This window comes from Microbacterium sp. AK009, from assembly GCF_013410955.1.
In the GTDB taxonomy this organism is placed as follows: Bacteria; Actinomycetota; Actinomycetes; order Actinomycetales; family Microbacteriaceae; genus Microbacterium.
In genome coordinates this window covers 366649-388398 of record NZ_JACCCG010000004.1, presented here as the reverse complement: position 1 = coordinate 388398, position 21750 = coordinate 366649, and the positions used below count along the sequence as shown (strand labels likewise).

The 21750-nt window shown below is 69.9% G+C and carries 30 protein-coding genes; 16 read left to right on the top strand and 14 right to left on the bottom strand.

Annotated elements, in window-relative coordinates:
• Positions 1–11: 11 nt before the first annotated feature.
• Genes HDC37_RS10970 through xseA form a run of 3 tightly spaced genes read right to left on the bottom strand, consistent with a single transcriptional unit; the run spans position 12 to position 2220 of the window.
• Positions 12–656, bottom strand: a complete 645-nt coding sequence (locus HDC37_RS10970) for a DUF4245 family protein (protein WP_179560422.1) — start codon at positions 654–656, stop codon at positions 12–14.
• Positions 656–901 (bottom strand): exodeoxyribonuclease VII small subunit, encoded by a 246-nt coding sequence (locus HDC37_RS10965; RefSeq protein WP_374939169.1) that lies wholly within the window; start codon positions 899–901, stop codon positions 656–658. Before HDC37_RS10965 ends, HDC37_RS10970 begins: the two co-directional genes overlap by 1 nt.
• Positions 898–2220 (bottom strand): exodeoxyribonuclease VII large subunit, encoded by a 1323-nt coding sequence (gene xseA / locus HDC37_RS10960; RefSeq protein WP_179560420.1) that lies wholly within the window; start codon positions 2218–2220, stop codon positions 898–900. Before xseA ends, HDC37_RS10965 begins: the two co-directional genes overlap by 4 nt.
• 58 nt (positions 2221–2278) lie before the next feature.
• On the opposite strand from xseA, the gene HDC37_RS10955 reads away from it, so the two are divergent.
• The 4 genes from HDC37_RS10955 to HDC37_RS10940 are packed head-to-tail and all read left to right on the top strand — an operon-like array spanning position 2279 to position 5217.
• Positions 2279–3340, top strand: a complete 1062-nt coding sequence (locus HDC37_RS10955; protein ID WP_179560419.1) for a 4-hydroxy-3-methylbut-2-enyl diphosphate reductase — start codon at positions 2279–2281, stop codon at positions 3338–3340.
• Entirely contained in the window at positions 3337–3903 is a 567-nt protein-coding gene (locus HDC37_RS10950) for a DUF6264 family protein (protein ID WP_179560418.1), read from the top strand. The genes HDC37_RS10955 and HDC37_RS10950 overlap by 4 nt, the downstream gene beginning before the upstream one ends.
• Entirely contained in the window at positions 3900–4640 is a 741-nt protein-coding gene (locus HDC37_RS10945; RefSeq protein ID WP_179560417.1) for a formylglycine-generating enzyme family protein, read from the top strand. The genes HDC37_RS10950 and HDC37_RS10945 overlap by 4 nt, the downstream gene beginning before the upstream one ends.
• Positions 4641–4668: 28 nt before the next feature.
• Entirely contained in the window at positions 4669–5217 is a 549-nt protein-coding gene (locus HDC37_RS10940) for an MOSC domain-containing protein (RefSeq protein WP_179560416.1), read from the top strand.
• Between the two features lie 20 nt (positions 5218–5237).
• On the opposite strand, the gene fbaA is transcribed toward HDC37_RS10940, so the two are convergent.
• Positions 5238–6269 carry a class II fructose-bisphosphate aldolase gene (gene fbaA / locus HDC37_RS10935; protein ID WP_179560415.1) on the bottom strand — a complete coding sequence of 344 codons (1032 nt, stop codon included), beginning with the start codon at positions 6267–6269 and terminating at the stop codon, positions 5238–5240.
• 219 nt (positions 6270–6488) lie between these two features.
• Between fbaA and glpX the strand changes: the two genes are divergently transcribed.
• Positions 6489–7478, top strand: coding sequence for a class II fructose-bisphosphatase (glpX, locus tag HDC37_RS10930; protein WP_179560414.1), 990 nt, complete (start codon positions 6489–6491; stop codon positions 7476–7478).
• Between the two features lie 159 nt (positions 7479–7637).
• Positions 7638–7841, top strand: coding sequence for a UDP-N-acetylmuramyl pentapeptide phosphotransferase (locus tag HDC37_RS10925; RefSeq protein WP_179560413.1), 204 nt, complete (start codon positions 7638–7640; stop codon positions 7839–7841).
• A 3-nt stretch (positions 7842–7844) separates the two neighbouring features.
• Here HDC37_RS10925 and HDC37_RS10920 read toward each other — a convergent pair whose 3' ends face one another.
• Both HDC37_RS10920 and HDC37_RS10915 read right to left on the bottom strand, forming a co-directional pair.
• On the bottom strand, positions 7845–9149 hold the full coding sequence (locus HDC37_RS10920) for a DNA recombination protein RmuC (protein WP_179560412.1): 1305 nt from the start codon (positions 9147–9149) through the stop codon (positions 7845–7847).
• A gap of 57 nt (positions 9150–9206) precedes the next feature.
• On the bottom strand, positions 9207–9824 hold the full coding sequence (locus HDC37_RS10915; protein ID WP_179560411.1) for an exonuclease domain-containing protein: 618 nt from the start codon (positions 9822–9824) through the stop codon (positions 9207–9209).
• Positions 9825–9906: 82 nt separating this feature from the next.
• On the opposite strand from HDC37_RS10915, the gene HDC37_RS10910 reads away from it, so the two are divergent.
• Both HDC37_RS10910 and ychF read left to right on the top strand, forming a co-directional pair.
• Positions 9907–10653 carry a class I SAM-dependent methyltransferase gene (locus HDC37_RS10910; RefSeq protein WP_179560410.1) on the top strand — a complete coding sequence of 249 codons (747 nt, stop codon included), beginning with the start codon at positions 9907–9909 and terminating at the stop codon, positions 10651–10653.
• Between the two features lie 42 nt (positions 10654–10695).
• Entirely contained in the window at positions 10696–11769 is a 1074-nt protein-coding gene (ychF, locus tag HDC37_RS10905) for a redox-regulated ATPase YchF (RefSeq protein ID WP_179560409.1), read from the top strand.
• Here the strand turns inward: ychF and HDC37_RS10900 are convergent.
• Positions 11721–12368: a DUF4386 domain-containing protein gene (locus HDC37_RS10900; RefSeq protein ID WP_179560408.1), complete on the bottom strand. Its 648-nt coding sequence runs from the start codon at positions 12366–12368 to the stop codon at positions 11721–11723. The two genes, ychF and HDC37_RS10900, sit on opposite strands and share 49 nt — an antisense overlap.
• Before the next feature lie 69 nt (positions 12369–12437).
• Between HDC37_RS10900 and HDC37_RS10895 the strand changes: the two genes are divergently transcribed.
• Complete coding sequence (locus HDC37_RS10895) at positions 12438–13106, top strand: TetR/AcrR family transcriptional regulator C-terminal domain-containing protein (protein ID WP_179560407.1); 669 nt, start codon at positions 12438–12440, stop codon at positions 13104–13106.
• 17 nt (positions 13107–13123) lie between these two features.
• On the opposite strand, the gene HDC37_RS10890 is transcribed toward HDC37_RS10895, so the two are convergent.
• Positions 13124–13789, bottom strand: a complete 666-nt coding sequence (locus HDC37_RS10890; protein ID WP_308472180.1) for a class F sortase — start codon at positions 13787–13789, stop codon at positions 13124–13126.
• The gene (locus tag HDC37_RS10885) at positions 13786–14499 is read right to left on the bottom strand and encodes a CHRD domain-containing protein (RefSeq protein WP_179560406.1); all 714 of its coding nucleotides are present in this window, start codon (positions 14497–14499) and stop codon (positions 13786–13788) included. The genes HDC37_RS10890 and HDC37_RS10885 overlap by 4 nt, the downstream gene beginning before the upstream one ends.
• 225 nt (positions 14500–14724) lie before the next feature.
• Between HDC37_RS10885 and HDC37_RS10880 the strand changes: the two genes are divergently transcribed.
• The 3 genes from HDC37_RS10880 (at position 14725) to HDC37_RS10870 (ending at position 16584) form a co-directional block, all read left to right on the top strand.
• Positions 14725–15237, top strand: coding sequence for a sigma-70 family RNA polymerase sigma factor (locus HDC37_RS10880; protein WP_179560405.1), 513 nt, complete (start codon positions 14725–14727; stop codon positions 15235–15237).
• Positions 15237–15947, top strand: a complete 711-nt coding sequence (locus tag HDC37_RS10875) for a hypothetical protein (protein ID WP_218869582.1) — start codon at positions 15237–15239, stop codon at positions 15945–15947. The genes HDC37_RS10880 and HDC37_RS10875 overlap by 1 nt, the downstream gene beginning before the upstream one ends.
• 73 nt (positions 15948–16020) lie before the next feature.
• Positions 16021–16584, top strand: coding sequence for an alpha/beta fold hydrolase (locus tag HDC37_RS10870; RefSeq protein WP_179560403.1), 564 nt, complete (start codon positions 16021–16023; stop codon positions 16582–16584).
• 11 nt (positions 16585–16595) lie between these two features.
• Here HDC37_RS10870 and HDC37_RS10865 read toward each other — a convergent pair whose 3' ends face one another.
• Entirely contained in the window at positions 16596–16988 is a 393-nt protein-coding gene (locus tag HDC37_RS10865; RefSeq protein ID WP_179560402.1) for a PPOX class F420-dependent oxidoreductase, read from the bottom strand.
• A gap of 98 nt (positions 16989–17086) precedes the next feature.
• Here HDC37_RS10865 and HDC37_RS10860 point away from each other — a divergent pair, with 98 nt between their 5' ends.
• Complete coding sequence (locus tag HDC37_RS10860; protein ID WP_179560401.1) at positions 17087–17314, top strand: hypothetical protein; 228 nt, start codon at positions 17087–17089, stop codon at positions 17312–17314.
• Between the two features lie 92 nt (positions 17315–17406).
• Complete coding sequence (locus HDC37_RS10855; protein ID WP_179560400.1) at positions 17407–17736, top strand: hypothetical protein; 330 nt, start codon at positions 17407–17409, stop codon at positions 17734–17736.
• Here HDC37_RS10855 and HDC37_RS10850 read toward each other — a convergent pair.
• Complete coding sequence (locus HDC37_RS10850; protein WP_179560399.1) at positions 17733–18095, bottom strand: hypothetical protein; 363 nt, start codon at positions 18093–18095, stop codon at positions 17733–17735. The genes HDC37_RS10855 and HDC37_RS10850 overlap by 4 nt on opposite strands.
• Positions 18096–18152: 57 nt before the next feature.
• Here HDC37_RS10850 and HDC37_RS10845 point away from each other — a divergent pair, with 57 nt between their 5' ends.
• Entirely contained in the window at positions 18153–19001 is an 849-nt protein-coding gene (locus HDC37_RS10845; protein ID WP_179560398.1) for an Fpg/Nei family DNA glycosylase, read from the top strand.
• Positions 19002–19042: 41 nt separating this feature from the next.
• Positions 19043–19183 carry a hypothetical protein gene (locus tag HDC37_RS10840; protein ID WP_179560397.1) on the top strand — a complete coding sequence of 47 codons (141 nt, stop codon included), beginning with the start codon at positions 19043–19045 and terminating at the stop codon, positions 19181–19183.
• 37 nt (positions 19184–19220) lie between these two features.
• On the opposite strand, the gene HDC37_RS10835 is transcribed toward HDC37_RS10840, so the two are convergent.
• The 3 genes from HDC37_RS10835 to HDC37_RS10825 all read right to left on the bottom strand — a co-directional run bounded on the left by HDC37_RS10835 (position 19221) and on the right by HDC37_RS10825 (position 21723).
• Positions 19221–19769: a type 1 glutamine amidotransferase domain-containing protein gene (locus HDC37_RS10835; protein ID WP_179560396.1), complete on the bottom strand. Its 549-nt coding sequence runs from the start codon at positions 19767–19769 to the stop codon at positions 19221–19223.
• 88 nt (positions 19770–19857) lie between these two features.
• On the bottom strand, positions 19858–21375 hold the full coding sequence (locus HDC37_RS10830) for an MDR family MFS transporter (protein ID WP_308472179.1): 1518 nt from the start codon (positions 21373–21375) through the stop codon (positions 19858–19860).
• A gap of 138 nt (positions 21376–21513) precedes the next feature.
• Positions 21514–21723 (bottom strand): hypothetical protein, encoded by a 210-nt coding sequence (locus HDC37_RS10825; RefSeq protein ID WP_179560394.1) that lies wholly within the window; start codon positions 21721–21723, stop codon positions 21514–21516.
• Positions 21724–21750: the final 27 nt, after the last annotated feature.

Sequence of the window (21750 nt, the reverse complement as noted above, 5' to 3'; positions counted from 1 at the left end):
ACTGGTCTCGCTCACGGACCCTCCTCCTCGGTGGGCAGCGGCAGATCGGCGGCGACGGCGGTCGCGGCCTCTTCCAGCGCTGCCTGATCGGTGGTGCCGTAGATGAGGATGGTGTCCTCACCCGACGTGGTGCCCAGGGCGGCGGCGACATTGCCCGCGGCGGACGGGTTGCGGATCTCGTAGCGGTCCCACTCGACCCCGCCGATGGTGACGGTGTCGGCGACCTCGGCACCGCGGAGGGTGCGCGAAGGCCAGCCCTCGTCTGCCCCGAACCCCTGTGCCACCCGGACGAAGCCCCGGTCCTCCGCCGGGACGTAGACGATCGTCCAGGCCCGGACGGAGTCGCCCTCGACGGTTGCGGCGTTGACCTGCCACTCGGCGGGGACGTCGGGGACGACCAGGGCCCGGTTCTCGTTGGCAGAGATGCGCGCGGCGACGCCGGCGACATCGATGGGTTCGCGCTCGGGGGGAGTGCCGCGGGGCACGGCGAGGATGATCACGAGGACCACGGCGAGCGTCGCGATGAGCGCGGCGATGAGGTTGCGGGTGTTCTGGCTCGCGCGGTAGGTGCGCGAGGAGGCGGCCTTGCGGTCCGCGGCCTCGTCGGGGGTCTCGGGACGCCCCAGTTCGGCGACGATCTTCGGGTCGCGGGCCATCAGCTCCCCTGTCCGGCGGCGACGGCCGAGCGGGCGGCGTCCAGACGGCGCTTGGCGCCCAGCAGCCACTCCTCGCAGCGGGCGGCGAGGGCCTCGCCCCGTTCCCACAGGGCGAGGGAGTGCTCGAGGGTCGGAGTGCCCTGCTCGAGTTCGGCGACCACGCGGACGAGCTCATCGCGAGCCTGTTCGAACGTCATCGCCTGGATGTCGGCCACGCCCTCGCTCGCCCCGGTCATACCCGTCATTCTAGTTCGGCTCCGCCGCGCCCATCCCGCGCGCCGTCGCCGGCGACGGTGACATCGGACACACCCTCCGACCGTGCCGCGATGATCCCCCGCTCCACGGTGATGACGAGCTTCGTCCCGGCCGGCGCGTCGGAGGCGTCGCGGACGACATGGCCGTCCTCGCCCTGCGCGATGGCGTACCCGCGGGCGAGCGTGGAGGCGGGGGAGAGCGCGCGCAGCGAGGCGCGCAGCTCGGCGGTCGCGCGCTCCGCGGCGTGCACAGCCCGGTCGACGACGTCGCGGCCGCGCGCGGTGGCAAGCCACACCTGCTGGGCCCTCGCGTCCACCAGCTGCTCCGGGAACCTCAGCACGGGGCGGGAGCGCAGCTGCTCCAGCTGGGAGATGTCGTGCGACACGCGCTGAGTCAGGCGCGAGGTGATCCGCGATCTCAGCTGCCCGATGAGCGCCCGCTGCTCCGCGACATCCGGCACCACCCGCTTGGCGGCATCGGTGGGCGTGGAGGCGCGCAGATCGGCGACGTCGTCGAGGAGCGGGTGGTCGTTCTCGTGCCCGATGGCGCTGACCACCGGGGTGCGCGCCTCCGCGACCGCCCGGAGCAGGCGCTCGTCGCTGAAGCCCAGCAGCGTCTGGGGGTCCCCTCCGCCGCGCGCGATGATGATGACATCCACCTCGGGGTCGGCATCCAGCGCCTTCAGCGCCCCGATCGTCTCCGGTACGCAGCGATCGCCCTGCACCGCGGCGTAGGCCGTGCGGAAGAGCACCTGGGGCCAGCGCAATTCGGCGTTGCGGTGCACGTCCTTCTCCGCGTCGGATCGTTCGCCGGTGATGAGGCCGATGGTGCGCGGCAGGAATGGCAGCGACTTCTTGCGTGACGGGTCGAACAACCCTTCGGCGCGCAGCTTCTGGCGCAGTCTCTCGAGTTTCTCGAGCTGATCACCCAAGCCCACATGCCGCATCGCCGAGACCGCGAAGGTGAAATCGCCGGTGCGGACGAAGTAGTCCGCCTTGACGCAGGCGATGACGTGGTCGCCGACCTTCAGGTCGCGGGGGAGGCGCTGCAGCGTGGAAGACCAGACGCGGAAGGACACCGTCGAATCGGTCGCCAGGTCCTTCATGCGGCCGAAGACGTTCCCCCCGCGCACGTTCCACGAGGTGACCTCGCCCTCGACCCACACCGAGCCCCAGCGTTCGATGAACCCCCGGATGGTGTCGTTCAGCCGGGAGACCGAGGTCGGGGCCTCCGAACGGGAATCGCGGGGGTGCACCGAGTCGGGGGGCGGCGCTTCGCCCGGGACCGCGGCGGGCTGGAAGGTCGTCATGGGGACTCCATCGGTCGATCGGGGTCGTCAGGGCCGGTTGCCCCGTAGAATCGAGGGGATGAGCACTCCGACCGTGAGCCTTCCCGTTCCCCGCATACCGGGGCGCCGCGGGCGGCTCCAGGATATCCCGGTGTCCGGACCGAAGAAGGTGCTCCTTGCGGCTCCGCGCGGCTACTGCGCCGGCGTCGACCGAGCGGTGATCGCGGTCGAGAAGGCGCTCGAGCGTTACGGCGCGCCGGTGTACGTCCGCAAGCAGATCGTGCACAACATCCACGTCGTGACGGAGCTGGAGCAGAAGGGCGCGATCTTCGTCGAAGAGGTCGACGAAGTCCCCGAGGGTGCCCATGTGGTCTTCAGTGCGCACGGCGTGTCGCCGGCCGTGGTGTCCGCCGCCGCCGAGCGCGGCCTGCAGGCCATCGATGCGACCTGTCCGCTGGTGACCAAGGTGCACCGCGAGGCGGTGCGGTTCGCCCGAGACGACTTCGAGATCCTGCTCGTGGGCCACGAGGGCCACGAAGAGGTCGAAGGCACCGCGGGGGAGGCCCCCGACCATGTGACGGTGGTGAATTCGCCCGATGAGGCCGACCTCGTCGAGGTGCGCGACCCCTCGAAGGTCGTGTGGCTCTCGCAGACGACGCTCTCCGTCGACGAGACGATGGAGACCGTCCGACGTCTTCGCACGCGGTTCCCGCAGCTGCAGGACCCGCCCTCCGACGACATCTGCTACGCCACGCAGAACCGGCAGGTCGCCATCAAGAAGGTCGCGAAGGACGCCGATCTCGTGATCGTGGTGGGCTCGGCGAATTCTTCCAACAGCGTCCGCCTCGTCGAGGTCGCCCTCGAGTACGGCGCGAAAGCGGCCTACCGGGTCGACTACGTCGACGAGGTCAAGCAGGAGTGGCTGGACGGCGTGCAGACGGTGGGCGTGACCAGCGGTGCCTCGGTGCCCGAGGTGCTCGTCCAGGAGGTGCTCGCCGAGCTCTCCGGGGCCGGGTACCGCGATGTCGAGGAGGTGCGCACGGCCGAGGAGGATCTGATGTTCTCCCTCCCCAAGGAGCTGCGAACCGACCCTGCGGGTCGTCGTGACGAGCGCGCGCTGGGCGGCCGGGGTCGCGCGTGACCGACGAGTCCGATCCTCGGCCGCGACCGCAGTACGGCGAGTACGCCACCCCTGAGGAACAGCGAGCGCGGATCCAGCAGCCGGACGTCACCGTCGCGTTGGAGACCGGCGTAGCACCGTCCGAGGCCGCAGCCAGCGCGCCGACAACGACGCCGACGCCGACGAAAGATGGCGCACCCGAACTCATCGCCTCGCGACGCCGGTTCTTCGACCGGGTCCTGACGATCGCCCTGCTCGTCTACGCGGTCTTCTCCGTCGCAACGGCCATCCCGGCGCTGGTGGACTACAACGGCTACGTTCAGACGCTCTTCGAGTTCATGGGCGTGGCAGAGGCGCCCGATCCGAGCCTCGACGGCCGGGCGTGGGGTGTCGCGGCTTCCCTGTTGCTCGGAGTCGGTCTTCTCCTCACCGCCGCCGTGTCGTGGATCATGCTCCAGCGCGGGAAGCTCACGTTCTGGGTGCCGATCGTGGGAGGCGTGGTGTTCAACCTCCTCTCGGGCGTCCTTCTGATGGTGCCGCTCTTGAGCGATCCCGCGCTCATGGGGGCTCTGCTGTCGCAGTGACGGAGTTCGCGCTCGCTGCGATCCCCGGTGGCACCGTGGTCCTGCACGACGCGCGGCGGAAGACACGCCGCACGGTCGAGCTGTCGCCGTTCGAGATCGGCGTGTACCCCGTCACCGAGGAGCAGGTCGCGCAGATGCTCGACGGGGGGCGTCACTCGCGCCGGCCTGCCTCGGAGGTGAGCTGGCTCCGCGCCGTCCGCTTCTGCAACGCCGCGTCGGAGTGGGAGGGCCTCGACCCGGCCTACACCTACGACGGCGAGCAGGTCACGTGGCATGTCGACGCCGACGGGTACCGTCTTCCCACCGAGGCGGAGTGGGAGTTCGCCTGCCGAGCGGGTTCGAGCGGCCCCCACTACGGACCGCTCGCCGATGTCGCCTGGACGAGTGCCGACGGCGTCAGGGGTCCCCAGGACGTCGGCGGCAAGCATCCGAATCTCTTCGGCCTGTTCGACACGCTGGGAAACGTGTGGGAGTGGTGCTGGGACTATCTCGACCCGGCCCGTTACGCCGACTACCGCGTCTTCCGGGGTGGCGGATTCGCGGACGACGCGTGGAGCGTGCGAGCGTCCACCCGCCGTGGCGGACCACCCAGGTCGTCGCACGACGACGTCGGGTTCCGCATCGCTCGCGGTGGTTTCGACGCCGATGGTGCAGCCCAGGGATGGTCGGCCCAGGCCGATCTGCAGCGGGCGGAGATGGATGGTCCCGTGCCCTTCGGCTGGACGCCGCTGCGCTGATCCCGGCTCATCGCCCTAGGCTGATCGGATGCCTCGCCTGCTCGCCGTCTGTGCGGTCCATCAGCTTCGTCCCGATGCCGGGAGCAACGGCGTCACCGCCATCGACAAGCGCCCGATCGAGGGGACGGCGGCCGTCGGCCGCTACGGCGTCCGCGGCGATGTCCAGGCCAACCGCAAGCACCACGGCGGGTTGGACAAGGCGGTCTACGCGTACGCGCAGGAGGATGCCGACTTCTGGGCGGGCCAGCTCAGCCGCGAGCTTCCGCCGGGATGGTTCGGTGAGAACCTCCGAGTGGACGGCATCGATCTCGGCGCTGCCCGCGTCGGCGAGGTCTGGCGCGTCGGGGATCGCCTGGAACTCGAGGTGACGATGCCCCGCACGCCGTGCGCCACCTTCGCCCGCTGGGTCGGTGGCAGCCACGCACGGGGGTGGGTCAAGCGCTTCTCCGAGGAGGGACGCTTGGGCGCCTACCTGCGGGTTCGCAGGACCGGATCCGTCACCGCGGGAGACCCCCTGGAGGTGCGGGAGCGCCCCGAGGGGGCGCCCACCGTCCTGGAGGTCTACCGCGGCGTCTGAGGAGTCGGCGCGGGGCGCGCTCAGGCGCCGAGCGACCGGCCGGCCGAGCCCAGCTGGTGAGTCGCCTCGACGACGCGCGCGGCCATCGCCGACTCGGCGATCTTGCCCCAGGCGCGGGGGTCGTACTGCTTCTTGTTGCCCACTTCGCCGTCGACCTTGAGGACGCCGTCGTAGTGGGAGAGCATGTAGCCCGCGACCGAGCGGGTGAAGGCGTACTGGGTGTCGGTGTCGATGTTCATCTTCACCACGCCGTTGGCCACGGCCAGGGCGATCTCCTCGTCGCTGGATCCGCTGCCGCCATGGAACACCAGGTCCAGGGGCTTCGGACCGGTGCCGAAGCGCGAGGCGATGCCCTCCTGGATCTCACCGAGGAGCTCGGGGCGCAGCTTGACGTTGCCGGGCTTGTACACGCCGTGGACGTTGCCGAAGGTGAGCGCAGAGATGTAGCGGCCGTTCTCGCCGAGCCCGAGCGCCTCGACGGCCTTGGTCACATCGCCGACGGTGGTGTAGAGGGCTTCATTCGACCCCTCGTGCGCGACACCGTCCTCCTCGCCGCCGACCACGCCGACCTCGATCTCGAGGATCGCGTTGATGTTCTTCAGGCGGGGCAGCAGGTCCTTCGCGATGTCGATGTTCTCATCGAGGGGCACGGCCGAACCGTCCCACATGTGCGACTGGAAGAGGGGGTTCCGGCCCGCTCTGACCTCCTCCTCCGACGCCTCGATCAGCGGCAGCACGAAGTTCGGCAGCGCCTCCTTGGGGCAGTGATCGGTGTGCAGGGCGACGGTGATCGGGTAGTTCTTGGCGACCTCGGTGGCGAACCTGGCGAAGGCGAGGGCACCGGCCGCGCGAGCCTTGACGGTGTGACCGGCGAAGTAGTCCGCACCGCCGGTGGTGACCTGGATGATTCCGTCCGAACCGGCCTCGGTCAGTCCCTGGAGCACCGCGTTGATCGTCTGCGAGCTCGACACGTTGATCGCCGGGTACGCGAACCCTCCGGCCTTGGCGCGGTCGAGCATGTCGGCGTACTGATCCGGGGTGGCAACGGGCATGAGGACTCCTGGTTGTCGAATGGCCTGGGAGGGGTGGTCGTGCGGGCTCCGCGCAACGCGGGTCGAACGAAACTCTAGCGAAGGCATCCGCCGCGTGCCCGTCTGCACCGTGGACGGCGAGAGGTGGGGATTTGACGACGGTGAAAGAACGGGCTTTCCTTCGCTCTTCGCCCGGCCCGATGCCGGTCGCTGTTCTCGGGCGCTGGCTAGGCTGGGGCCATGGTGAGCATCACCGGCGACATGAGCCCCTTGCACCCCGACCGCAACCTCGCTCTGGAGTTGGTGAGAGCAACGGAAGCCGCAGCCATCCGCGCCGTGCCCTTCATCGGCCGAGGGATGAAGGAGGCCGCCGACGGCGCCGCCGTCGACGCCATGCGCGCCTTCCTCACCACGGTGAACTTCGACGGCACGATCGTGATCGGCGAGGGCGAGAAGGATGATGCTCCGATGCTGTTCAACGGCGAGCGCGTCGGCAACGGCCGCGGCCCCCAGTGCGACATCGCCGTCGACCCGATCGACGGCACCTCGCTGACGGCCGCCGGACGCAACAACGCCCTGTCGGTGATCGCGGTGTCCGACCGCGGATCGATGCTCGACGCCTCCGCGGTCTTCTACATGGACAAGCTCGTCACAGGACCCGCAGGGGTCGGCGTGGTCGACATCCGTCTTCCCATCGGTGAGAACATCCGGCTGTTAGCCAAGGCGCTCGGAAAGCCGGTCGACGAGGTGGTGGTGTCGGTGCTCAACCGTCCGCGGCACGAGCAGCTGATCGCGCAGATCCGCGAAGCCGGGGCCGGCACCCGCCTGATGAGCGACGGCGACGTCGCCGGCGGGATCAATGCGGCGCGTCACAATGCCCGGACCGACATGTGCGTGGGCATCGGAGGCAGCCCGGAGGGCATCGTGACCGCGTGCGCGATCAAGGCCCTGGGTGGCCACATCCAGGGTCGGCTGTGGCCCCGCGACGACGACGAGAAGCAGAAGGGCATCGACGCCGGACTTCTCCTGGACGACCATGTGTACGAGGCAGACGACCTGGTCAAGGGCAGCAACACCATCTTCGTCGCCACCGGTGTCACCGACGGTCAGCTCGTCGACGGCGTGCGTCGCGAAGGAGACCATGTCTACACCGAGAGCGTCGTGCTCCGCGGCGCCTCGGGGACGCTCCGCCGCATCACCTCGGAGCACCTGACCTCGAAATGGCTCTGAATCAGACCCGGTCGCGCGGGGACGCAGGCACGGACGGCGAACTCTAGCAAAACAACGATCGTGACGCAGTCGTGACGGGTATCTGTGGACGGTTCTGGCACAATTGACCTCAGTGCCAACGGAGTCACGTGTCGTTCGTCCACAGCAGGGGGTCACTCCATGTCGGTACAGTCCGTGGGTCCGCAGACGGGAGCTCAGGCGGTCATCGCTGACGCCGTCGACCCCGCCCGCCGCCCCGATGTGTTGTTCCGGGTGCGTCGGGATGAAGACCACCAGCTCTCGCCGTGGTGGATGATCGGCGCGTTCGCCGGGGTGTCCATCGCCGTCATCACCCTGCTCAGCTTCGTCCCGGGCGGGGCCTGAGTTTCAGCGGCGATCCGGCCCGAGTCGATCTCGGAGGACGCCGATGTCGGCCGTCACGCCAGGCGCCTCGTCATCCGATGCCGTGGAGGTCGTGTCGATCCCATCGAGGAGTTCGGGCGCGGTGAAGCGACGAGGCCCGGAATCGATGGCCGCGGGGGCGCGCAGTGCGTCGATCTTCGTCTCGTCGATGCCCGGGAACTTCCTCGCGGTCACCAGGACGCGCGACTCGAGCGATCCGACCAGGCCGTTGTAGGCGTCGAGGGTGCGCTCCAGAGCCCGGCGCAGGTCGTCGGCGTGACCGGCGAGCGTGCCGAGGCGGTCGTACAGCTGGGTGCCCAGGTCGAACAGCACGCGGGCGTCGGCCGAGACGTCCTGCTGCGTCCAGGTGTAGGCCACCGTCTTCAGCACAGCCCAGAGGTTCACCGGCGACGCGATCGCCACGCGCCGGCCGAAGGCGTAGTCCGGGAGTGACGGATCGTCCTCGAGCGCCGCGGCCAGAAGCGACTCGCTCGGCATGAAGCAGATGACGAATTCGGGGCTCGAGCCGAGCCCCGCCCAGTAGGCCTTCTTCGAGAGGGCGTCCACGTGCGCCCGCACCGCTCTGACGTGCTTGTCGCGGAGTGCGCGCCGGCGCACCGCCGGCTCTCCGGAGGCCCCGTCGGGGATCGCGGAGGCCTCGAGGTAGGCGTCCAGCGGAACCTTCGCGTCCACCGGGATCGCCTTGTCGCCGGGAAGTCGGATCACCATGTCGGGACGCCCGCCACCGGCATCCGATCTCACCGCGCTCTGCAGATCGAAGTCGACGTGCCGTGTGAGTCCGGCAGCTTCGACGACCCGACGGAGCTGGGTCTCGCCCCACACCCCACGCGTGGTTCCCGACCGCAGGGCCGACGCGAGCGACTCGGTCGTGGCGCGCAGGGCCTCGTCGGACTGCTGTGCACGCCGGAGCTGCTCGGCGAGACTGCCGAACTGCTCCTGCCGCTCACGTTCGATCTCGCCGACGCGATGCTGCATCGTCTGAAGGGTCTCGGCGACCGGGGCGAGGGCCCGAAGGACCGCCTGCTCGCGGCGCTCCCGTTCCTCTCGGGTGGCCTGCTCGGCACGGGACTGCGCGACGAAGTCCCGGTAGAGCCGAAGCTGCTCGGCGAGCTGTGCCTCGGTCGCCGCCTTCGAGGCTTCGGCGGCCGCCAGGCGCTCGCGGACCGCAACCGTGCGGGAGTGCGCGCGCACCGCTGCGAGCGTCCAGCCGGCGAGGGCCCCGGCGAGAAGGCTCACGGTGACGAGGAAGGGAACAAGGAGCGCGTCCATGACCTCACCCTGCCGGAGGGGTCGGACATCGCCTGCGCGACGCGCGAGGTCTGCGGCCTAGGCGACGGCTCCGAACGACAACGAACGCCGCGGCGCCGGTGCGTCGGCGACGGCGATCTGCGAGACCCGGACACCGGTCCATGCCGCCAGGTCGTCGATATCGTCGGCGGCGACCCGTCGCGCGGCGTCGATCATCACGTGCGCACACGCGAGGGCATCGGCCACGGCGTTGTGATGGGCGAACTCGGCGAATCCCGCCTCAGCGGCGACGAAGGGCAGTCGATACGACGGCAGCTGGTACACCTTGCGCGCCACCTGGAGGCTGCAGGCGTATCGGTAGGGCGGGCACTCGTCGCCGGTCGCCTCGCACGCGCGGGTGAGCACGGCCATGTCGAAGCCGGCGTTGTGCGCCACGAGGACGTCGCCGCCGGCGAATCCGGCGAGATCGCCGAGCTGCTCGGACCAGCTGGGGGCGTGGGCGACGTCTTCCGGGCGGATGCCGTGGATGCGCATGTTGATGTCGAAGAAGTGGTCGTGGCCGGCGGGCGGGCGGATGAGCCACCCCGCGGTGGCGACGACCTCTCCGGCGCGCACCCGCGCGAGGCCGACCGCACACGCCGAAGCGCTACTGGAGTTCGCCGTTTCGAAATCGATCGCGGTGAAGTCCAGGGGCACGGCTTCACCCTCTCCGTCGCCCGGCCGCCGGTGTCCGAGGCGCGCCGGAATTCGTCGGATCGCGTCGGCGTAGGCTCGGGGCATGGCCAGCCGTGAGGAGATGTCCACGTCATTCGGACGCGAGGCCGCCCGGTACGAGAGCGGCCGCCCCGACTACCCCGCGGACGCGGTCGCGTGGCTCCTCGAGCCCGTCGCCGCACCCGGTCGGCGTCCGCGCGTCGCCGACGTGGGCGCGGGAACGGGCAAGCTCACCAGAGTCCTCCGCGAGCTCGAAGCGGAGGTCGTCGCGGTCGACCCCGACGCCGACATGCTGGCGGAACTGCGCCGACGGGTTCGGGGAACCCCCGCCTTCGTCGGAACAGCCGAGCGGATGCCGCTGTCCGACGCGTCGGTCGACGCCGTCGTCGGCGGCCAGGCCTGGCACTGGGTCGATCCGGTGGCCGGCGCCGTCGAAGCGGGCCGGGTGCTGCGGGAGGGCGGCGTCCTGGGACTCGTCTGGAACGTCCGCGACGAACGCGTCGCCTGGGTGCACGATCTCACCGGGATCATGCACGGGTCCTCGGCGGAACAGCTCATCGCGGAGGGCGGTCCGACGCCGCATCCGCCGTTCGAAGCGTTCGAGACCCGCGTCTGGGAGTGGCATCGGCCCCTCACCCGGGAGGCGTTCATCGATATGGCCGCATCACGCAGCTACGTCATCACCGCCGAGGAGACCGCGCGTCGGAGGATCCTCGACGAGGTCGGCGCACTGTTCGACGAACGCGCTGAGAACGGCATCGTCGAGCTTCCCTACCGCACCGAGGCCTTCCGCGCAGTCCTGCGCCGTTGACCGCGTCGGCGACGCCGCGCTCCGCCGGTAGGCTGGATGCCCGTGGCTCTCACCATCGGAATCGTCGGTCTTCCCAACGTCGGCAAGTCGACGCTCTTCAACGCCCTCACCAAGAACCAGGTGCTCGCAGCGAACTACCCGTTCGCGACGATCGAGCCGAACGTCGGGGTGGTGAACCTGCCCGATCCGCGCCTGACCGCCCTCGCCGAGGTCTTCCACAGCGAGCGCGTGGTGCCCGCTGCGGTGTCGTTCGTCGACATCGCCGGCATCGTCCGTGGCGCCAGCGAGGGGGAGGGCCTGGGCAACCAGTTCCTGGCCAACATCCGCGAGGCCGACGCCATCGCCCAGGTCGTGCGCGGATTCGCCGACGATGACGTGGTGCACGTCGACGGAGCGGTGAACCCCGCGGGCGACATGGAGACGATCAACGCCGAGCTGCAGCTCGCCGACCTCCAGACGCTGGAGAAGGCCATCACCCGGTACGAGAAGGAGGTCAAGGGCAAGAAGCTCGACCCCGCCGTGCTCGAGACCGCCGTCGCCGCCCAGGACGCGCTGCAGAAGGGTGTGCTGCTGTCGGCCTCGGGACTCGACCTGTCACCGATCAGGGAATTGGGCCTTCTCACGGCCAAGCCGTTCATCTTCGTCTTCAACGTCGACGAGGCCGTCCTCACCGATGAGGCACGCAAGGCCGAGCTCGCCGCCCTGGTGGCCCCGGCGCAGGCGGTCTTCCTCGACGCGAAGATCGAGTCGGAGCTGATCGATCTCGACCCCGAGGATGCCGCTGAGCTGCTGGCCTCCACCGGGCAGACCGAATCGGGACTCGACCAGCTCGCCCGCATCGGCTTCGCCACCCTGGGCCTTCAGACCTACCTCACCGCGGGGCCGAAGGAGGCTCGCGCCTGGACGATCGGCAAGGGCTGGAAGGCGCCCCAGGCTGCCGGCGTCATCCACACCGACTTCGAGAAGGGCTTCATCAAGGCCGAAGTGATCTCCTTCGACGACCTCGTCGCCCTCGGCTCCGTCGCCGAAGCCCGCGCGAAGGGCAAGGCGCGCCTCGAGGGCAAGGACTACGTCATGCAGGACGGCGACGTCGTGGAGTTCCGTTTCAACAACTGATCGCGCCGCGGCCGCAGGCCCACCGCGATGAGGTGGACGGCCAACCAGACCTCGAACGCGAAGACCGGCAGTGCGCAGATCGCCGCGATCGTTCCGCCCTGCGGAATCAGGCTGAACAGCTGTGCGGTGTTGCTCAGCCCGACCAGCACCCCACCGGCGATGCCGAGCACCGCGAGAAAGCGGGGGACGACGCCGGCATCGAGAAGCAGCCAGCCCAGGATGACGGTGTTCACGCTGATCACCAGCCCCTGTCCGACCAGGAAGGCCGCGGAGTGCAGGGCCAGGAGGGCTTCGGTGTTCGGCCCGGGTGCGGTCAGGTGCACCAGAGCGAGCATGGGGAGTGTTCCCGCAGCGATGACCGCGGCCTCCAGCGCCCGCAGTCCGGCGAACGTCGCCGCGCGGGCAGGTCCGAACGGGCGCAGCAGCAGCCACAGGAGGATTCCCGTGCCCACGCATCCGAGCGCGAGGATCAGTTCGAGCGCGACGCCGACGACCAGTGCGTTCGACGCGTACGCCGCGACTGCGGTCACCGACGTGACGTGGGTGACGAGGTAGAGGATGCCGGCGGTGCGCGCGTATGTGCGGGAGCGAGGGGTCATGATCGTCCTGATTCGGGAAGGTATACGCCGTAAACCGACGCGCTCCCACCTTAGGTATACGCTGTACACATGTCAATTCCCGTGCCTCGCCGGACACTCGATCGCGAGCGGGTGCTGGATGCCGCCGTGGCTTCCGCTGATGAGGTCGGCCTCGAAGCGACCAGCATGCGGCGGGTCGCGGATGCGCTCGGGGTCACGGCGATGGCCCTGTACAAGCACGTCGCGAACCGTGAGGAGCTCGTCGACGGCATGCTCGATCGACTGGTGGCGAGCATCGACGTGCCGGCCGACGGACTCTCCTGGCAGGACGCGCTGCGCGCCCGCATCCGGTCGGCACGCGCGGTGATGGGCCGGCATCGATGGGCGCAGGCAGCGATAGAGTCGCGGACGGCGGCGAGCCCGACCGTCCTGGCCTACATGGACTCGCTCATGGCGATCATGTTCGACGGAGGGCTCTCCGCGGACCTCGTGCATCACGCCATGCATGCGTTGAGCACGCGGATGTGGGGGATCACGCGCGATGTCCTGCCTACTCCGACGATCCCGGCCGACCCGGGTCTGCGGGCGCAGGCGATGGCGCAGTTCGCGGTGTCCTACCCGGCGATCGTGCGGATGGCGACGACCGCTCCGCACGCGGGCTCGGCATGCGACGAGGATGCGGAATTCAGCTTCGCGCTGGACCTCATGATCGACGGCTTCTCGAGACTGCACGAGGCGGGATGGGTCTCCGTTCCCTGAGGGATCGCGAGAATCCGTCACCCCGCGCGGACGGCGTAGACGACCCGGTTGTCCAGGTACGACCCGGCCGCCTGGTCGAACACACCGCCGCAGGTGATGAGTCGGAGCTCGTCAGAGGTGACCGCTCCGAACACCGCCGCGGTCGGGAACGACGACTTCGGATAGTCCGCCGTCTCCGTCACCACGTACGCGTGCGCCGTGCCGGCCGTGTCCACGACCTCGATGAGGTCACCGACCTGCACCTCGCGGAGACGCAGGAACACGGCGGGACCGGTCGGCGAGTCGACATGCCCGGCGATCACCACCGGACCGGCTCCTCCCGGGCGACCGCCGCCGGTGAACCACCCGACCTCGTCGAAGTCGGTCGGTACCTGCATCGAGCCGTCGGCATTCAGGCCGAGATCGATCAGTGACTCGTCGAGGCCGATCGACGGTACCGAGACCCGCGCCGGGGGATGAGGCCCCGCTTCCGGTTCGGACGACGGCGGCGTCGCCGGCGTGGCGGGGGGCGGCGACACCGACGGACGCGCCGTCGTCGAGGCGGACGATGGCGTGGCCGTCGTCCCCTGCGTCGCGCACGCCGCGGTGCTGCCGACCGCCAGCACCAGCGCGGCTGCAAGCGCGCCGCGCAGCGCCCATTCTCTGCGGAATGGACGCCGCGCGGCCGATCGCAGGAAGGTCACCGAGTGGCGGCCTGCCGACGACGGGTCACGACGACCGCCGCTCCGAGCCCGAGACCGGCGACGGCCAGGGCGGCCCCGCCGACACCGAGGGGCGAGATGCCGGCGTCGGCGGTTCCTCCGGCACCGGTGTCCACCCCGCCGACGGGGATGGCCGAGAGCTGTCCGCGGACGACACCCGCCGGGTAGTCGACGGTGTGGGAGTCGCCGGTGAATCCGGCGGGGTCGGCCTCGATCTCAGCGAGGGAGAAGCCGTCGCCGGTGTCGACGCCGTCGACCTCGACGCCCGTCGTGAACGGTCCCTGGAGGCATCCCGACGAGGTGCGCGGTCCGTCGCCCACCGGCTCAGGGTTGGGGAACGCGATCCGCGGCGGCCCCGGCTGACCCGCCCCTGCCTCATGGATGTGGGTAGCCGTCTTGGCCGGGCTCTGGTAGTCGCCGCTGACACCCTCCAACCGGATGTCGTAGCAGATGATCTCCAGCTCGGAATTGATGCGGAACGTGAACGTCCCCGTTGCGCCCTCCTGGCCGGGCGCGGCGACGCCGTCGTTGTTGATGACCTGATCCGGCGTCGCCATGACCGTGAAGGCGCTGGTGAATGTGTCGGGCTCCTCGACCGCGGTCTCGGCGTGGGCGGGCATCGCGACGGTGAGGGCGGCAACGCCGGCCAGCGCACCGAGCGTCACGAGACGGGCGGATGTCTTCTTCGTCATTTCCTCGAACCTTCCGATCTGGACGCGCCGGTCGCATCCCTTGTCGGGGTCTACGAGGCCGAACGGCCGTGCGTTCATCGGCGAGGAGATTTCCTGCTCGATGAACGAATGGACGCCGCGGGCGGTACCACCTGGTGATCGCGCGGCCGTCCCGGCCCCTCGGCGATCATTAGCCTGTGAGGAGATGGGGTGGGAATCACCGCACGACGGGGCGAGGGGGAGAGGATGACCTCGGACCCGCGCCCAGCGGAGGGCTTCGATGTACGACGGGCCTTCGCCGAGAACGGCAGCGCGCTCCTGGGGTACGCCGTCAACGCCCTCCGGGACCGTCCGCTCGCCGAGGACTGCGTGCAGGAGACGTTCCTGCGCGCCTGGCGTTCCCGTGACCGCTTCGACGCCGCCCGGGCGACGGAGCGCACGTGGCTGTTCGCGATCGCCCGCAACGTCGTCGTGGACGCGCTGCGCGCCCGTGCCCGGCTTCCGCGCATCGGCGACGACGCAGAGCTCGAGACACGGATGGCGGACGCGATCGACCCCCTGGAGAGGCTTCGCATCATCGAAGGCCTGGCGGCGCTCAGTGACGCGCACCGCACGGTCGTCGTGGCGGTGCACGTCGAGGGGCGCAGCTATCAAGAGCTCGCAGACGCTACCGGCATCCCCGTCGCCACCTGGCGGACGCGGGCGTTCCATGGGCTCCGGGCCCTTCGGAGACATCTGCAGGAAACGGAGGAGGAATGATGCGCACCCCCGATGACCGCATCGCCGAACTGATGGCGGCAGCGCTCGCCGGTGAACTGACCGCGGGCGAAGCCGAGGAGTGGGAGGCGCTGCGGCGACGTCGCCCCGACGTCGAGGACGAGTTCCGCGAGTTGGCCACGCTGTCGGGGCGGCTCCGCGAAGGGGATGTCACATGGACACCGCCGCGGGATATCGACGCACTCGGTGACCGCGTCCTGCGTGCCGTCGACGCCGAGAACGAGTCGCCCGCGGCGGGATCGACGGTGACGGCGACGCCCACCCGTCGCTCGCGCCGATGGATCGCTCCGATCGCCGCTGCGGCGTGTCTGGCCGTCGGCGTGGCCATCGGGCTCTCCTGGCCCGACCCGGCGATGACCACGCCATCGGGACCGCCGGGTACGCTCGGCGCAATCGAACCGGTCGTTCTCGACGGCGTTCCCGACGATGTCGAGATCGAGGCCGACCTCGTGGCGCACACGTGGGGGACCGAGACGGTCGTCGAGGCCACGGGGCTCGACGTCGGCGCGACCTACGAGGTCGTCCTGATCGACGAGTCAGGCGTGGAGTACTCCGCGGGGGCGATGCTGGGCTCACAGGTGCCGATCGAGTGTCGCCTCAACGCCGCCGTGATGCGCACCGAGGCCGTGCGTCTGGAGGTGCGCGCGGAGGATCGGTCGGTCCTCGCCCGGGCAGACCTGCCCGAGGCCTGAAGCGCCACCGGGTAGGCTCCTCGAGGCATTGTCCGGCGCTGAGCGCCCACCGCCCCGAATCGAGAGGATCCCGATGCCCGACCTGCAGAGCGTCACGCGCGACGCGCGCGTCATCCCGTTCATCGACGAGGGCGAAGGGCCGGTCTCGCTCGTCCTGATCCCCGAGCACAGCCTCGAGGGTGACGCACTGGGCGCCATCGCGCACTACCTGGCCGAGGAGGCCGGGTTCCGCATCCTCCGCATCGATGAGCCCGCCGGCGGTGACGCGAGCGTCGCCGAGCGCGTGGCGGACGTCATGGCCGTCCTCGACCACGTGGGTCTGGACGACACCTGGGTCGGTGGACACGGCCCCGGAGGCACCGTCGCCCGGGCGGTGGCGGCTGAGCACACCGCGCGGGTCGACGGGCTGCTGCTCCTCGGCGCGGAGGACACCGATCTTCCGCTGGCACCCGGCATCCCGATCCTGATCATCCAGGGCACCGACGACCAGGAGACCCCGCCCGGGAACGGTGAGCGTCTCCAGGCGTCGGCTGCCGACCGGGCGACGGTCCGCACGGTCTCGGGCGATCATCTCTTCCCGATGTCGCATCCGATCGAGACGGCGCTGTTCATCGAGGAGTATCTCGACTGGGACTGATCAGCGGCGACTCAGCCGTCGAGATGGAGCATGACGCGAGTCGTCCGATCGCGACTCAGCACCCGCCCGAACCCGAGAATCAGGCGGGCCTGAAGACCGTACTTGGCATGGAAGAGGGCGGTGCACCGCTCGATCTCGTCCGGGTCGCGCTGGATCGTCGCGGTCGCCTGCACGACCACAGCGTCGGGGGCGACCTTGCCGGCGCGATCGCTGCGGCGCAGAGTCACCGCAGGATTGTTGCGGATCCGCTTCACCTTTCCACTGTCGGCGCCCGTGGTGACCACGAGACGGTCTCCGTCACGGGCCACCCAGACGGTGGTCGGCACGCCGACGCCGTTGCGCCGGAAGGTGGTGAGCGAGACGAAGTCCTCGGCCGCGAGGGCGATCAGATCATCGGAGGCCATTCTCGGCACGCTACCCGCTGTGCAGCGCGTGGGGGCGAGATCGCCGATTCCCAGCGGGATCCCACCCGTGGATGCCGCCCGGCTGGCACACTCGGCTCATGTCCATGGCTGATCCGTTCCTTCCCGTCCCTCCGCCTCGCGACGATGACCGGCCGTTCCAGCGCGGGAACCATTCGCGCAGCGATGAATCCGAGCCGGATGTCTTCATCGAGCCGGAGGACGGCAGTGCACCCGAGAGCGGAGAGCCGCCGCTGCTGCCGACGCACTTCCGCACGCCGACCGGTCAGAGCGTCGATCCCGAGCAGGACATCGACCCCGGCGCCTGAGCCGGACGATTCCGTTGCCGGCACGAGTACCGCGCCGACGCCGGGTTTGCAAGGGGCCCCCTCGGGCGGAGGCCCCGGAGTAGACAGGAGGCATGAAAGTCATCGTCTACGCCGGGAGCGAGTTCCTGACGGGGGATGACCTCGCCACAGCCCTCCTCGAATACAGCGAATCCCTCGGCGCTGCCCACGCGGCACACATCGTGGAGATCCCGGTCCGAGAGCCCGACGGCTCCACGGTCGGGGCGACGTTCCTGGTGGGGCCTGCCAGTCAGATCGTGGTGAAGGACGCCCCGCTGTCGGGGGCGGAGCTGTCGGCACCTGACGTCGTGGCGCAGCTGCAGTCCCTGACGCGCGAGCAGCGACCCGTGATGCGGGTCGCCTCCGAGTCGGGTGAGGGGTTGCACTGGGGCGAGGAGTTCTAGATCGACGACTCAGCGGCCCCGTCGCACCAGCCGTACGTGTTGAACCATGCGGCACGGTGTGCGGCGTCGCGGTCGTCCGTCGGCCCGGTGTACGCGTCGTGCTCACCGAGCGCACCGCCCTCGATCGCGACGAAATCCCAGCAGACAGGACACACCGCTCTGCCGCTGGGGAATCCGCCCGGCAGAGACGGCACGGCGGACGCCCTCCGGCCGCTCCCCGCACAGCGCGGCGCGTCGGCCTGCGCGTTCGTCCACATCCGCCCTGTGCCGACTCGGTTGTGAAGACCCGGGTGACCGGTGGGACGGGTGCAGACGGCGCCCGCACTCCTGCTCCGGCACCAGATCGTCGCGGTCGCCATGCGGCGATTCTAGACACGCGGATGCCGCATCGCGGCCGTCGATGAAAGGATGACCGCATGCCCGAGTCGCCCGAAGTGCAGGTTCTCGCCGACGTTCTCGACGACGCGGTGACCCATCGCCGGATCATCGGCGTGGACGTGGGTGAGTTCCGCTCGTGGAAGACGCGGGACCGGCCGGCAGAGGGACTCATCGGCGCGACGATCACCGGCGTCACGCGCTTCGGCAAGCACCTCGACATCGACACCGATCGAGGAGACCTCGTCGTCACCCTCGGTCGTGCTGGGTGGGTCCGACATCGGGTCGAGGGGGAGGGCGGCGACGACGAGACCGTCGGGCTGCCTGATTCCTCGTCACCTCCGGCCGCGGTGATCGCCACGCTCGACCTCGATGACGACACCGCACTGGAGTTCACCGACGCCGGCGAGTGGCTCTCCCTCGCCCTGTCGCTCGTCGATCACCCCCAGGACGTGCCGGCGGTGAAGAAACTCGGACCCGACCCGATGTCACCGACGTACACGCGGGCCGACTTTGACCGGATCACCCTCGGTCGGCGCAAGCAGCTCAAAGCTCTCCTGCAGGAGCAGGAGAGCATCTCCGGTATCGGCAACGCCTACTCCGACGAGATCCTGCATCGCGCGAGGATCGCCCCGACGACGCATGCGGCCGCCCTCGACGACACCGAGCGCGAGGTGCTGTTCGAGGCGATCCGCGACGAGCTGTCCGAGGCGGTGCGCGCACGACGCAGCATTCCCCTGCCCCGCCTGAAGCAGGCCAAAGCCGCGTCGATGAGAGTGCACGGGCGGACGGGCGAGGCCTGTCCGGTCTGCGGGGGCATCGTGGAGGATGTGCCGGGGTCGAAGGGTGCAGCCCAGTACTGCCCGGTCTGTCAGGGTCCCATCGACTGAGCCGAGCGTCCGCGCGCGGGGGATCGGATTAGCATGGTGGAATGACTGCTCAGACCTCCGCCACCGAGATCCCCGCCGCGCAGACCGTCGAGGACGCCAAGCCCCTCGTCCCGGGCGAGAACCTTCTGGGTGCGCCGGCCGCAGCCGGATCGTGCTGCGGGGGCAGCGCCTGCGGCGTCTGACCGCTCAGGCCCCGCCTCACCACCCCCGCGACGCCGGTCAGATCGTCTGGCCGGCGTGCTTCCCCTCGGCGATCTCCTCGACCACCTTGGCGTTGAAAGCCGGCAGGTCATCCGGTGTCCGGCTCGATACCAAGCCCTGATCGACGACGACCTCCTCGTCCACCCATTCGGCCCCGGCATTGGTCAGGTCGGTCTTCAGGCTCGGGTAGCTCGTGAGGGTTCGGCCGTCCACCGCGCCCGCTTCGATGAGGATCCAGGCGCCGTGGCAGATGACGCCGACCGGCTTGTGCTGGGAGAAGAAGTCGCGTGCGAAGGCCACCGACGCGTCATCCATCCGCAGGTGATCGGCGTTGACGACGCCCCCGGGCAACACGAGCGCGTCGTAGGACGCCGCGTCGGCATCGGAGACCGACACGTCGACCGCCTGCTCGTGTCCCTTCTTGCCGGTCACGCTCCCCGATGCGGGGGAGACCAGCTGCGCCCGCGCGCCGGCGTCGGTCACCGCCTGCCAGGGACTGGTCAACTCGCTGTCCTCGTAGCCGTCGGTGAGGAGGAACGCGACGGTCTTGCCGTTCAGATCGGCCATGACACTTCCTTTCGTGGGGTGCCCCACGCTAGGTCGGTCCACCGCCTCGGCGCCCGGGCTTGCCCCGGACGCCCTCGACGGCTACGACTCAGTGGCCGGCCGGCAGCGGCAGTCCTTCGTCGGCGGGCTTGCGCACCAGGAATGCGCTGAAAAGCAATGGCAGCGACACGATCGCGGCGAGAAGGAAGGCTGCGTGTGCGCCCTGCGCGCCCGCGTCGGAGGCCCCGGCCGCCTCCGCGGCGGACTGGACGCTGGACATCACCGTGATGAACAGGGCGATGCCGGCGGCTCCGGCGACCTGCTGCACGGTCCCGACGACGGCAGAGCCGTAGGAGTAGTACTTCCGGTCGAGGGAGGCCAGCGATGCGGTGAAGAGCGGAGTGAACGACAGCGCCAGTCCGATCGACAGCGCGGTCTGCCCCACAGCGATGGCCCAGATCGGCGTCGTCGCGGTGAATGTCGTGAAGACCCACAGCATGCCGACGGCGATGATGGTGCCGGGGACGAGGAGCACGCGGGTGCCGTACCGGTCGTAGATGCGCCCCACGATGGGTCCGGCCAGACCCATCGCCAGGGCGCCCGGGAGGACGATGAGTCCCGACATGAACGGATCGAGCCCGACCACGTTCTGCGCGTAGAGCGGCAGCACGGTGATGATGCCGAAGAACGCCGCCGAAAGAAGCGTCATATGACCGGTGGCGAAGCTGAAGTTGCGGAAGGTGAACACCCGCAGATCGAGGAGGGCGTCGTCGCTGCGCTGCAGCCGGATCTGCCGCCACGCGAAGAGCGCCAGCGCGACCACGCCGACCGAGAACGCCACGATGAGCGAGACGGTCGCGGTGGCGGACGCCGTCGCCGCTTCGGCGGCGGTGCCGCCGTGGGCCTGCGCGGCGCCCCCGATCTGGCTCAGGCCGTAGACCAGGCCGCCGAAGCCGAGGGCGGAGAGGATCACGGAGAGCACGTCGATCGGCGCGCGCGTGGTCTCGCCGAGGTTGCGGATCCAGATCGCGCCGACGGCGAGGGCGACCAGGGCGATCGGGAGGACGACGCCGAAGTTCCAGCGCCAGCCGACGGTGTCGATGAGGAAGCCCGACAGCGACGGGCCGATGGCCGGGGCGAGCGAGATGACGATGCTGACCCGGCCCATCATGCGCCCGCGGGACTGCGGCGGGACGACGTTCATGATCGTCGTCATGAGCAGCGGCATCATGATGGCCGTTCCCGATGCCTGCACGACGCGCGCGACCAGGAGCATCGGGAAGCCGGGGGACAGGAAGGCGATGAGCGTACCGACCGAGAACAGGCTCATCGCGGCGATGAACATCTGTCGGGTGGTGAATCGGCGGAGGAGGAAGCCGGTGATGGGAATGACGACGGCCATCGTCAGCATGAAGGCGGTCGTCAGCCACTGCGCGGCGACGGCGGTGATGCCGAGGTCGACGATCAGACGTGGGATCGCGATGCCCATCGTGGTCTCGTTCAGGATCGCGACGAACGCGGCCGCCAGCAGCAGCCAGATGATGCGGCTCTCGAGCGGGCTGAGCGTCGCGGGCGGCGCGGAGTCGCGAACGGCGCCGGCGGTGGGAACGGTGTCGGTGGCTGCCACGGGGCTCCTCGGGACGAGCGGAACAAGGCGAAGGTGACGGATGGCGCGGGCACGCGTCATCCGTGAGGACTGTCTGAAGCTAACCGCCACCTCCGACAGGGCATTCCCGTCGGAGGTGAATCGGTCGGAGCCGGCCTGTCAGTGCTCGGCGGTCGGCTCCATGTCGTCGTCGTCCGCCGACCCGATCGGATCCGTGGGCTCGGGCTCCGGCTCGGCGGCGAGGAGGCCCGCGGGGGTCGGCGAGACCAGCTCCTCCTCCGGCACGGCCTTCAGCTCGTCGATCTCGGCGCGGATCTCGGCGAGGTCCTCCCCGTCGCGGGCGGGCTGTTCCGGCGTGGTCTCGCTCATGCCTCTCACCCTACCGAGCCGGTGGGG

Coding starts and splice junctions, on each gene's coding strand:
- HDC37_RS10970 (WP_179560422.1), bottom strand. CDS start 656: ATGGCCCGCGACCCGAAGATCGTCGCCGAACTGGGGCGTCCCGAGACC.
- HDC37_RS10965 (WP_374939169.1), bottom strand. CDS start 901: ATGACGGGTATGACCGGGGCGAGCGAGGGCGTGGCCGACATCCAGGCG.
- xseA (WP_179560420.1), bottom strand. CDS start 2,220: ATGACGACCTTCCAGCCCGCCGCGGTCCCGGGCGAAGCGCCGCCCCCC.
- HDC37_RS10955 (WP_179560419.1), top strand. CDS start 2,279: ATGAGCACTCCGACCGTGAGCCTTCCCGTTCCCCGCATACCGGGGCGC.
- HDC37_RS10940 (WP_179560416.1), top strand. CDS start 4,669: ATGCCTCGCCTGCTCGCCGTCTGTGCGGTCCATCAGCTTCGTCCCGAT.
- fbaA (WP_179560415.1), bottom strand. CDS start 6,269: ATGCCCGTTGCCACCCCGGATCAGTACGCCGACATGCTCGACCGCGCC.
- glpX (WP_179560414.1), top strand. CDS start 6,489: ATGGTGAGCATCACCGGCGACATGAGCCCCTTGCACCCCGACCGCAAC.
- HDC37_RS10925 (WP_179560413.1), top strand. CDS start 7,638: ATGTCGGTACAGTCCGTGGGTCCGCAGACGGGAGCTCAGGCGGTCATC.
- HDC37_RS10920 (WP_179560412.1), bottom strand. CDS start 9,149: ATGGACGCGCTCCTTGTTCCCTTCCTCGTCACCGTGAGCCTTCTCGCC.
- HDC37_RS10910 (WP_179560410.1), top strand. CDS start 9,907: ATGGCCAGCCGTGAGGAGATGTCCACGTCATTCGGACGCGAGGCCGCC.
- HDC37_RS10900 (WP_179560408.1), bottom strand. CDS start 12,368: ATGACCCCTCGCTCCCGCACATACGCGCGCACCGCCGGCATCCTCTAC.
- HDC37_RS10895 (WP_179560407.1), top strand. CDS start 12,438: ATGTCAATTCCCGTGCCTCGCCGGACACTCGATCGCGAGCGGGTGCTG.
- HDC37_RS10885 (WP_179560406.1), bottom strand. CDS start 14,499: ATGACGAAGAAGACATCCGCCCGTCTCGTGACGCTCGGTGCGCTGGCC.
- HDC37_RS10880 (WP_179560405.1), top strand. CDS start 14,725: ATGACCTCGGACCCGCGCCCAGCGGAGGGCTTCGATGTACGACGGGCC.
- HDC37_RS10875 (WP_218869582.1), top strand. CDS start 15,237: ATGCGCACCCCCGATGACCGCATCGCCGAACTGATGGCGGCAGCGCTC.
- HDC37_RS10870 (WP_179560403.1), top strand. CDS start 16,021: ATGCCCGACCTGCAGAGCGTCACGCGCGACGCGCGCGTCATCCCGTTC.
- HDC37_RS10865 (WP_179560402.1), bottom strand. CDS start 16,988: ATGGCCTCCGATGATCTGATCGCCCTCGCGGCCGAGGACTTCGTCTCG.
- HDC37_RS10860 (WP_179560401.1), top strand. CDS start 17,087: ATGTCCATGGCTGATCCGTTCCTTCCCGTCCCTCCGCCTCGCGACGAT.
- HDC37_RS10855 (WP_179560400.1), top strand. CDS start 17,407: ATGAAAGTCATCGTCTACGCCGGGAGCGAGTTCCTGACGGGGGATGAC.
- HDC37_RS10850 (WP_179560399.1), bottom strand. CDS start 18,095: ATGGCGACCGCGACGATCTGGTGCCGGAGCAGGAGTGCGGGCGCCGTC.
- HDC37_RS10845 (WP_179560398.1), top strand. CDS start 18,153: ATGCCCGAGTCGCCCGAAGTGCAGGTTCTCGCCGACGTTCTCGACGAC.
- HDC37_RS10840 (WP_179560397.1), top strand. CDS start 19,043: ATGACTGCTCAGACCTCCGCCACCGAGATCCCCGCCGCGCAGACCGTC.
- HDC37_RS10835 (WP_179560396.1), bottom strand. CDS start 19,769: ATGGCCGATCTGAACGGCAAGACCGTCGCGTTCCTCCTCACCGACGGC.
- HDC37_RS10825 (WP_179560394.1), bottom strand. CDS start 21,723: ATGAGCGAGACCACGCCGGAACAGCCCGCCCGCGACGGGGAGGACCTC.